The organism is Trinickia sp. (assembly GCF_051961175.1).
Taxonomy (GTDB): Bacteria; Pseudomonadota; Gammaproteobacteria; order Burkholderiales; family Burkholderiaceae; genus Trinickia.
Genome location: NZ_JBQCDN010000271.1, coordinates 1 through 8,241 on the forward strand (window position 1 = coordinate 1; position 8,241 = coordinate 8,241).

General features: G+C 62.1%; 11 protein-coding genes and 1 pseudogene. 11 read left to right on the forward strand and 1 reads right to left on the reverse strand.

Translation table 11 applies throughout. The features are described from left to right. The first annotated feature begins 101 nt into the window (after nucleotides 1-101). The 8 genes from hisF to tatC all read left to right on the forward strand — a co-directional run bounded on the left by hisF (nucleotide 102) and on the right by tatC (nucleotide 4,432). Nucleotides 102-875, forward strand: coding sequence for an imidazole glycerol phosphate synthase subunit HisF (gene hisF / locus ACTHL0_RS15965; RefSeq protein WP_440567782.1), 774 nt, complete (start codon nucleotides 102-104; stop codon nucleotides 873-875). Between the two features lie 9 nt (nucleotides 876-884). After that, nucleotides 885-1,295: a phosphoribosyl-AMP cyclohydrolase gene (gene hisI, locus ACTHL0_RS15970; protein WP_440567783.1), complete on the forward strand. Its 411-nt coding sequence runs from the start codon at nucleotides 885-887 to the stop codon at nucleotides 1,293-1,295. Continuing rightward, nucleotides 1,292-1,705: a phosphoribosyl-ATP diphosphatase gene (locus ACTHL0_RS15975; RefSeq protein ID WP_440567784.1), complete on the forward strand. Its 414-nt coding sequence runs from the start codon at nucleotides 1,292-1,294 to the stop codon at nucleotides 1,703-1,705. Before hisI ends, ACTHL0_RS15975 begins: the two co-directional genes overlap by 4 nt. 58 nt (nucleotides 1,706-1,763) lie before the next feature. Further along, nucleotides 1,764-2,141: a DUF4870 family protein gene (locus ACTHL0_RS15980; protein ID WP_440567792.1), complete on the forward strand. Its 378-nt coding sequence runs from the start codon at nucleotides 1,764-1,766 to the stop codon at nucleotides 2,139-2,141. Nucleotides 2,142-2,184: 43 nt separating this feature from the next. Further along, a complete protein-coding gene (locus ACTHL0_RS15985) occupies nucleotides 2,185-2,547 on the forward strand; it encodes a histidine triad nucleotide-binding protein (RefSeq protein ID WP_440567785.1) in 363 nt (120 codons plus the stop codon). 130 nt (nucleotides 2,548-2,677) lie between these two features. Beyond that, complete coding sequence (gene tatA / locus ACTHL0_RS15990; RefSeq protein WP_440567786.1) at nucleotides 2,678-2,929, forward strand: Sec-independent protein translocase subunit TatA; 252 nt, start codon at nucleotides 2,678-2,680, stop codon at nucleotides 2,927-2,929. A 95-nt stretch (nucleotides 2,930-3,024) separates the two neighbouring features. Next, complete coding sequence (tatB, locus tag ACTHL0_RS15995; RefSeq protein WP_440567787.1) at nucleotides 3,025-3,570, forward strand: Sec-independent protein translocase protein TatB; 546 nt, start codon at nucleotides 3,025-3,027, stop codon at nucleotides 3,568-3,570. 82 nt (nucleotides 3,571-3,652) lie between these two features. Beyond that, nucleotides 3,653-4,432 (forward strand): twin-arginine translocase subunit TatC, encoded by a 780-nt coding sequence (gene tatC / locus ACTHL0_RS16000; RefSeq protein ID WP_440567788.1) that lies wholly within the window; start codon nucleotides 3,653-3,655, stop codon nucleotides 4,430-4,432. Nucleotides 4,433-4,460: 28 nt separating this feature from the next. On the opposite strand, the gene ACTHL0_RS16005 is transcribed toward tatC, so the two are convergent. Then, nucleotides 4,461-5,693 carry a Do family serine endopeptidase gene (locus tag ACTHL0_RS16005; RefSeq protein ID WP_440567789.1) on the reverse strand — a complete coding sequence of 411 codons (1,233 nt, stop codon included), beginning with the start codon at nucleotides 5,691-5,693 and terminating at the stop codon, nucleotides 4,461-4,463. Nucleotides 5,694-5,712: 19 nt separating this feature from the next. On the opposite strand from ACTHL0_RS16005, the gene ACTHL0_RS16010 reads away from it, so the two are divergent. The 3 genes and pseudogenes from ACTHL0_RS16010 to ACTHL0_RS16020 form a co-directional block, all read left to right on the forward strand. After that, nucleotides 5,713-6,459, forward strand: a complete 747-nt coding sequence (locus ACTHL0_RS16010; RefSeq protein ID WP_440567790.1) for a Nif3-like dinuclear metal center hexameric protein — start codon at nucleotides 5,713-5,715, stop codon at nucleotides 6,457-6,459. A gap of 281 nt (nucleotides 6,460-6,740) precedes the next feature. Then, nucleotides 6,741-7,361 carry a ubiquinol-cytochrome c reductase iron-sulfur subunit gene (gene petA / locus ACTHL0_RS16015; RefSeq protein WP_440567791.1) on the forward strand — a complete coding sequence of 207 codons (621 nt, stop codon included), beginning with the start codon at nucleotides 6,741-6,743 and terminating at the stop codon, nucleotides 7,359-7,361. Further along, nucleotides 7,362-8,241 (forward strand): annotated as a pseudogene (locus ACTHL0_RS16020) (cytochrome b); the annotation flags it as partial.

Genomic DNA, 8,241 nt, shown 5'->3' on the forward strand with positions numbered 1-8,241 from the left:
GTGGCCGGGCGGGGGCCTGAGGGGTGGGAACTCCGCGCCCGCCAGGTTTTTTGCCGTTCTGGGGCGCGGCAGCCGGCCCACTTAGCGGCATTTGCACCATCATGGCTCTAGCTAAACGCATCATTCCCTGTCTGGACGTGACCGCTGGCCGCGTCGTCAAAGGCGTCAACTTCGTGGAGTTGCGCGATGCCGGCGATCCCGTCGAAATCGCGCGCCGCTACGACGAGCAAGGTGCCGACGAACTCACGTTCCTGGACATCACGGCCACGTCCGATCAACGCGATCTGATTCTGCCGATCATCGAAGCGGTGGCGGCTCAGGTCTTTATCCCGCTGACGGTGGGTGGCGGCGTGCGTGCGGTCGAAGATGTGCGGCGGCTGCTCAACGCGGGCGCGGACAAAGTCAGCATGAACTCGTCGGCGGTGGCCCGGCCCGAACTCGTGCGCGAGGCCGCCCAGAAATACGGCTCGCAATGCATCGTCGTCGCGATCGACGCCAAGCGCGTCTCGGGCGAGGGCGAGCCGGCGCGCTGGGAAGTCTTCACGCACGGCGGCCGCAAGGCCACGGGGCTCGACGCGGTGCAATGGGCCAGGCAGATGGCCGAGTACGGCGCGGGCGAGATCCTGCTGACGAGCATGGATCGCGACGGGACGAAAAGCGGGTTCGATCTTGCGCTCACGCGCGCGGTGTCGGATGCCGTGCCCGTGCCGGTGATCGCGTCGGGGGGCGTCGGCTCGCTGAAGGATCTGGCCGACGGCATCGTCGACGGCCGTGCCGATGCCGTGCTGGCCGCGAGTATTTTTCATTACGGCGAACACACCGTCGGCGAAGCCAAGCGCTTCATGGCCGAGCGTGGCATCCCCGTGAGGCAGTGAGGCAATACGATGACCGCTCCCGCAGAAAAGAACTGGCTCGACAAGGTGCAATGGGACGACAACGGGCTCGTGCCCGTCATCGCCCAGGAAGCCGCGACGGGCGACGTGCTCATGTTTGCCTGGATGAATCGCGAGGCGTTGGCCAAGACGATCGAGACGGGCCGCGCCGTGTATTTTTCCCGCTCGCGCCAGCGCCTGTGGTTCAAGGGCGAAGAGTCGGGGCACGTCCAGCACGTGCGTGAAGTGCGGCTCGATTGCGATGAGGACGTGGTGTTGATCAAGGTCGAGCAAGTGTCGGGCATTGCGTGCCACACTGGGCGCCACGCCTGCTTTTTCCAGAAATTCGAAGGCACGGTGGAGGAGGGCGATTGGGTCGCCGTCGATCCCGTGTTGAAAGACCCCGAACAGATCTACCGATGACGCAACCCACGCAAACGACGGCCACGGGCTCCACGGCCACGCCCACGACTACGACTACGCAAGACACGCTGCTGCGCCTGGCCGCCGTCATCGACGGCCGTAAGGGCGGCGATCCGGAGGTCTCGTACGTCTCGCGCCTGTTTCACAAGGGCGATGACGCCGTGCTCAAGAAAATCGGCGAAGAGGCGACGGAAGTCGTGCTCGCCGCGAAGGACGTCCGCCAAGGCGGCGCCCCTTCCGCGCTCGTTGGCGAAGTGGCCGATCTCTGGTTTCACTGCCTCGTCATGCTGTCGCACTACGATCTGAGCCCCGCGGACGTCATCGCTGAACTGGAGCGGCGCGAAGGGCTCTCGGGTATCGAGGAAAAGGCGATGCGCAAGCGTCGCGACCGCGAGGAAAACGGCGGCTGAGCCGGCGCATGCCCAAGCGTGTGCATGGGTATTCGTGGCCCGGCGATGGAGAGCGATGATGGAAGAACGACCCGGTATGCCCGTCTCCTATCCCTCGCCCGAGGCGAGGGGCGACCTGCGCACGCTGACGCACATCCTTTACGGGCTCTTTGCGGTGCACTGGTTCACGGGCGGTCTCTCGATCGTCGTCGCGGTCATCATTGCCTATCTGAAGCGCGACGATGCGGCGGGCACGCCCTATGAAGCGCATATCACGTGGCTGATCCGTTCGTTTTGGTTCGGGCTGCTCGGGTATGTGATCGGCGCGGCGCTCGTGTATGTCATCATCGGCGTTGTCGTGCTGGCGGCCGTATCAATTTGGATGCTGTACCGTGTCGTGAAGGGCTGGCTGTATCTCTACGAGAACAAGCCGCTCGAGCCGCGGGCGTGGGTTTGATTGCGAGGGCGCGCCGCGTATTCGCTTCGCCAACAGGAAGACCATGAGTCACGAGAACTGCCTTTTCTGCAAGATCGCCTCGGGCGAGATCCCGAGCACGAAGGTTCATGAAGACGAAGAGTTCGTCGCCTTCAAGGATATTCATCCGGCTGCGGAGACGCACGTCCTCGTCATCCCCCGAAAACATGTCGATACCCTGTCCAATTGCGGCGAAAGCGATGCGCCGCTGCTTGGTAAAATGATGATTCTGGTGGCGCGGCTGGCCGACGAACTCGGCTGTGCGTACACCGGCGGCGATACGGGGTTTCGCACGGTCATCAATACAGGGCCGGGCGGCGGGCAGGAGGTCTATCACTTGCATGCGCACATTCTCGCCGGTCCGCGTCCGTGGAAGCGGATGGGGTAACGTAAGGCGCGGCGCCCCCCGCTGCCGCATCGATCGACAGGGAGCGTGGGCGGGTTAGCGTTCCAATTACGGTCGCAAGGCCGGTATTTTTGCCGTCGCACGGCGCGGTGGCGAGGCTTGGGAGATTCTCATGGGTTCGTTCAGTATTTGGCACTGGTTGATCGTGCTGTTGATCGTGGCGCTCGTGTTCGGTACGAAACGCCTGCGCAGCATCGGCAGCGATTTGGGCAGCGCGGTCAAGGGCTTCAAAGAGGGTATGAAGGACGCCGACACGCCGTCCTCACCCACCCCGCCGGCCGACGGCGAACGGCGCGAGCTGCCGCGCTCGAATACGATCGACGTCGAAGCCAAGGAAAAGACGCGTTCTAACGATTACCGCTGAACCGGGGCCGCCCGCCGCACGGCGCGCGGGCGAATCGACGCACCAGCAGCCTAGAACAACCGCATAACCCGATAACGGACGACCAGGTCCCTCTCATGCTCGATCTCGGACTGACGAAGATGGCGCTGATCGGCGTAGTCGCGCTCGTCGTACTCGGCCCCGAGCGCCTGCCGCGTGTCGCCCGCACGGCCGGTGCGCTGTTCGGTCGCGCGCAGCGCTACATCAACGACGTCAAGGCCGAGGTCGCGCGGGAGATCGAGCTCGATCACCTGCGCCAGATGAAGACCGATTTCGAATCGGCTGCGCGCAACGTCGAAAACTCGATTCACGACAACCTGCGCAAGCACGAAACGGAACTGAACGAAGCGTTCCGCAACGGCACGTCCGTTTCTCCGAGCATCGCCGGCGGCGCGGTTGCCGGAGATCCTGCGGCAGGCGATAGCCGCGCTTGGGAGACGGCATCCCCGTGGCGTACCACGGCGCCACCCACCGTCAAGCGCGTGAGCTGGCGCACCAAGCGCACGGCTGCGCCGGTCTGGTACAAGCGTGCTGTCGGCCGGCGCACGCATGTGCAGTCGGGAGCCGCACGCGTGGCGCGTCATACGCCTGCGAGCCTGCGCAAGCAGCGACGCTTTCTTTGATTGAAGCCGTTCATGCCCATCGACGGCTTTCCACTTTCGATCTTTCGACGCTTCGTGCGTCGATTTCATTAAAAGGGCCGGTGTGAGCGACCCCCAGCACAAACAGGACGAAGGCGCGGAAGAGACGTTCATCTCGCATCTCGTCGAGTTGCGCGACCGTATCATCAAGGCGGGCGCCGCCGTCATCATCGTCTTTCTCGGGCTCGTCTATTGGGCGACGGACATCTTTAAGCTGCTGGCGCGCCCGCTGATGGAAAATCTCCCGAAAGGGGGGCGGATGATCGTGACCGACGTCACCGGTTCGTTCTTCGTGCCGGTGAAAGTGACGATGCTCGTGGCGCTCGTCATCGCGTTGCCGATCGTGCTCTATCAGATTTGGGCGTTCGTTGCGCCCGGGCTCTATCAACACGAAAAGAAGCTCGTGGCGCCGCTCGTCGGCAGCAGTTACCTCCTGTTCCTGTGCGGGATGGCGTTCGCCTACTTCGTGGTGTTTCCGACGATCTTTCGCGTCATGGCGCATTACAACGCGCCGCTCGACGTGCAGATGTCGACCGATATCGACAATTACCTGAGTTTCGTCTTATCGATGTTCATCGCGTTCGGCGTCACGTTCGAGGTGCCGATCATCGTGGTGCTGCTTGTGCGGATGCGTGTGGTGACCATCAAAAAGCTGCGTAGCGTCCGCCCGTATGTGGTGGTGGGGGCATTCATCGTGGCAGCCGTCGTGACGCCGCCCGATGTTTTTTCGCAGTTGATCCTCGCGCTTCCGCTGATCATTCTGTATGAGGCCGGGATCATCGCGGCGCGGTTGATCGTCGGCAAGGATCAACCGGTGGCCGAGGAAGAAGGCGCGGCGAGTTAGTGCCCTGGCTGCGCCTCAGCGCCGCCGCCTACTCCTGCTGCGAATCGTCGCCGCCATCGTCCTGATTGCTGTCGGCCTGCTTCGGCGGCGGCGGACGCTTGCCGATCGTGACGAGAACATCCATTTCCTTCTTCTTGCGCATCAGCTTCACGTGGGCTTGAGTCCCGGGTTTGATCTGCGCGATCAGATTCAAGAGCCGCGTCGTATCGCTGATGTCCTGGCCGTTGACTTCGAGCAGGACATCGCCCGGCTTGATGCCCGCCTTGTCCGCCGGGCCGCCCTGCAGCACCCCGGCCACGATCGTGCCGCGCTGCTCGAGCCCGAACGATTCGGCGATCGCCGGCGTTACATCCTGCGGTTCCACACCGATCCACCCACGGGTGACCGAGCCCGTCGTGATGATGCTTTCGAGCACGCTGCGCGCCGTCGAAACGGGGATCGCGAAGCCGATGCCGAGCGAGCCGCCCGAACGCGAGTAGATCGCCGTATTGATCCCAAGCAGATTGCCGCTCGAATCGACGAGCGCGCCGCCCGAGTTGCCGGGGTTGATCGGGGCATCGGTCTGGATGAAGTTCTCGAACGTATTGATGCCGAGGTGGTTACGGCCCAGTGCGCTGATAATGCCCATCGTGACCGTCTGACCCACACCGAACGGGTTGCCGATGGCGAGGACGACGTCGCCCACGCGCACCTGATCCATGCGGCCGAGCGTGATCGAGGGCAGGCTCGTCATGTTGATCTTGAGCACGGCCAGATCGGTTTCGGGATCCACCCCGATCACCTTGGCGTTCGTGCGGCGGCCGTCGGCCAGCGCGACTTCGATCTCATCCGCCCCGTCCACGACATGTTCGTTCGTTAGAATGTAGCCTTCCGGGCTGACGATCACGCCCGAGCCGAGGTTCGTCGCCGTCTCGTCCTCGGGCTGCTGCTTATCCTGTGGCTGGTTTTTAGGGTTGCCGAAGAAGTAACGAAACAGCGGATCTTTCGCGTGCGGATTCGGCGGGGTCGATCCGGCTTTGCCGGAGAACACGTTGACGACCGCCGGCATGGCTTTTTGCGCGGCATCGGCATACGAGGCTATCGCGGGCCCCGAACCGGACCCGGGTGCCACTTCGCGCAATGCGACGATCGGGGAGGCAAGCTGTTTGCCGAATTGCCCCTGATGCTGCAGCCATTGCGGCTTGAGCGTCACAACGATGAACAAAAGTGCGAGCAGCACCGTCACCGCTTGGGCGAAGAGCAACCAGAAGCGTCTAAGCATTTGAAGAATCGAGGTTTCTATGGATCGGATCGAACTTGAATTGTACTTGAACGACATGTTGGATATCGGTCGTTTCAAGGACTACAGCCCGAACGGCCTTCAAGTGGAAGGGCGGCGCCGCATCGAAAAGATCGCGACGGGCGTCACCGCCTCGCTCGCGTTCTTGCACGCCGCGACAGAATGGGGCGCCGATGCCGTCCTCGTTCACCACGGCTACTTCTGGCGTAACGAGGCACCGCAGATCACGGGGCGCAAATACCGTCGGCTCAAGCAGTTGATCGATCACGAGATCAACCTGTTCGCCTATCACCTGCCGCTCGACGATCACCCCGAATTCGGCAATAACGCCCAATTGGGCGCACGGCTCGGGCTGATTGGCGACGCCCGTTTCGGCGCGGATTCCCTGGGCTGGATGACGACCTTGCCGATGCCCGTCACGCTGGCGCACTTCGCCGCGCAGGTGGAACAGACGCTCGGGCGCACGCCGCTTTTGCTGGGCGATCCCGATTCCGAACTGCGCCGGATCGCCTGGTGCACGGGTGGGGCGCAAAGCTATTTCGAGGCGGCGATCGACGCCGGCGCGGACGCCTACCTGACCGGCGAGATCTCTGAGCAGATCACGCATATTGCCGCGGAAAGCGGCGTCGCATTCCTTGCTGCGGGGCATCATGCCACCGAGCGTTATGGGGTGCAGGCGCTGGGTGCCCACTTGTCGGAGCGCTTCGATATTGAGCATCTTTTTATCGATATCGATAATCCTGTGTGACGCGCTGCCGCAATTCCTCGGAAAGCGGGGAATTTGCGCGCGGCTTTTTTTGCGTTTTGAATGGCATGCTTCGCGTTTACCGCAATAAGCATGCCGCTAAATGAAATGCTTAATGAGAACGTGACGGCCGGCGGGCCGCGGGAGGTGCGGGGAAACCCTTAAGAATCAACGCTTCGCACGGTTTTTTCCGGACGGCTCTTGTAAATGCCGACTCCATTCGCGCAAACTAGCGGCGGTGACAAAAGCGGTAACCGAAATCCAACTCAGAAGTGGGGCGTGTGATGCGAGATATAGAAGAGGAACGCGTCGACAGCAGCCGCCGTACCTGGCTGATTACGACGACCGCAGTAGGCGGCTGTGGAGCGGTTGCCGCCGTCATACCTTTTGTGGACTCCTTAGAGCCATCGGCGAAGGCCAAAGCGGGCGGCGCGCCTGTCGAAGTCGATATCAGCGGATTGAAGCCCGGCGAGTTGATGACGGTGTCCTGGCGCGGCAAGCCGGTGTGGATTCTCAATCGCACGCAGGACATGTTGGCCGACGTCAAGAAGGCCGACGGCGAAGTGGCCGATCCGAAGTCCGAGAATCCGTTCTCCATGCCGATGCCGAAGTACGCGCAGAACGAATACCGGTCCCGCACGGATCATCAGAATATTCTCGTGGTCGTGGCGGTCTGCACGCACCTCGGCTGCACGCCCACGGCTCGTTTCACCCCTGGCCCTCAGGCCAATCTTCCCGACAACTGGCCAGGCGGCTTTCTGTGCCCTTGCCATGGTTCCACCTACGATTTGGACGGCCGCGTTTTCAAGAACAAGCCCGCGCCGCAGAACCTCGACGTTCCCCGCTACATGTTCACGTCGCCGACGACGATCGTGATTGGCAAAGACGAAGAAGGAGAGGCGTAAATGGCGACAACGGAAAAGCAGGTGGAAACGACGGGCCTGGCCGGCTGGATCGACCGGCGGTTCCCGATGACGTCGACTTGGAAGGCGCACCTATCCGAGTACTACGCTCCCAAGAACTTCAACTTCTGGTACTTCTTCGGTTCGCTGGCGCTGCTCGTGCTCGTGAATCAGATCGTCACGGGCATCTTCCTGACGATGAACTACAAGCCCGATTCGCAGCTGGCGTTCGCATCCGTCGAATACATCATGCGCGAGGTGCCGTGGGGCTGGCTGATCCGCTACATGCACTCCACGGGCGCGTCGATGTTCTTCGTCGTCGTCTATCTGCACATGTTCCGCGGGCTCATGTACGGCTCATACCGCAAGCCGCGCGAACTCGTATGGATCTTCGGCTGCGCGATCTTTCTGTGCCTGATGGCTGAAGCGTTCTTCGGCTACCTGTTGCCGTGGGGCCAGATGTCGTACTGGGGCGCACAGGTGATCGTGAACCTGTTCTCGGCCATTCCGTTCGTCGGCCCCGATCTGTCGCTGTGGATCCGCGGGGATTACGTGGTGTCGGACATCTAGCTGAATAGCTTTTTCGGATTCCACGTGATCGCCATTCCGCTCTTGCTGCTCGGGCTCGTCTTCGTCCATATCGTGGCGCTGCACGAAGTGGGGTAGAATAACCCGGATGGAATCGAGATCATGGCCAAGAAGGACCCGAACGGCAAGCCACTCGACGGCATTCCGTTCCATCCGTATTACTCTGTTCACGATTTCTTCGGCGTCTGCGTGTTCTTGTTGGTGTTCGCGGCGATCCTGTTCTTCGCGCCGGAGATGGGCGGCTACTTTCTCGAATCGAACAACTTCATCCCGGCCAACCCGCTGCAAACGCCGC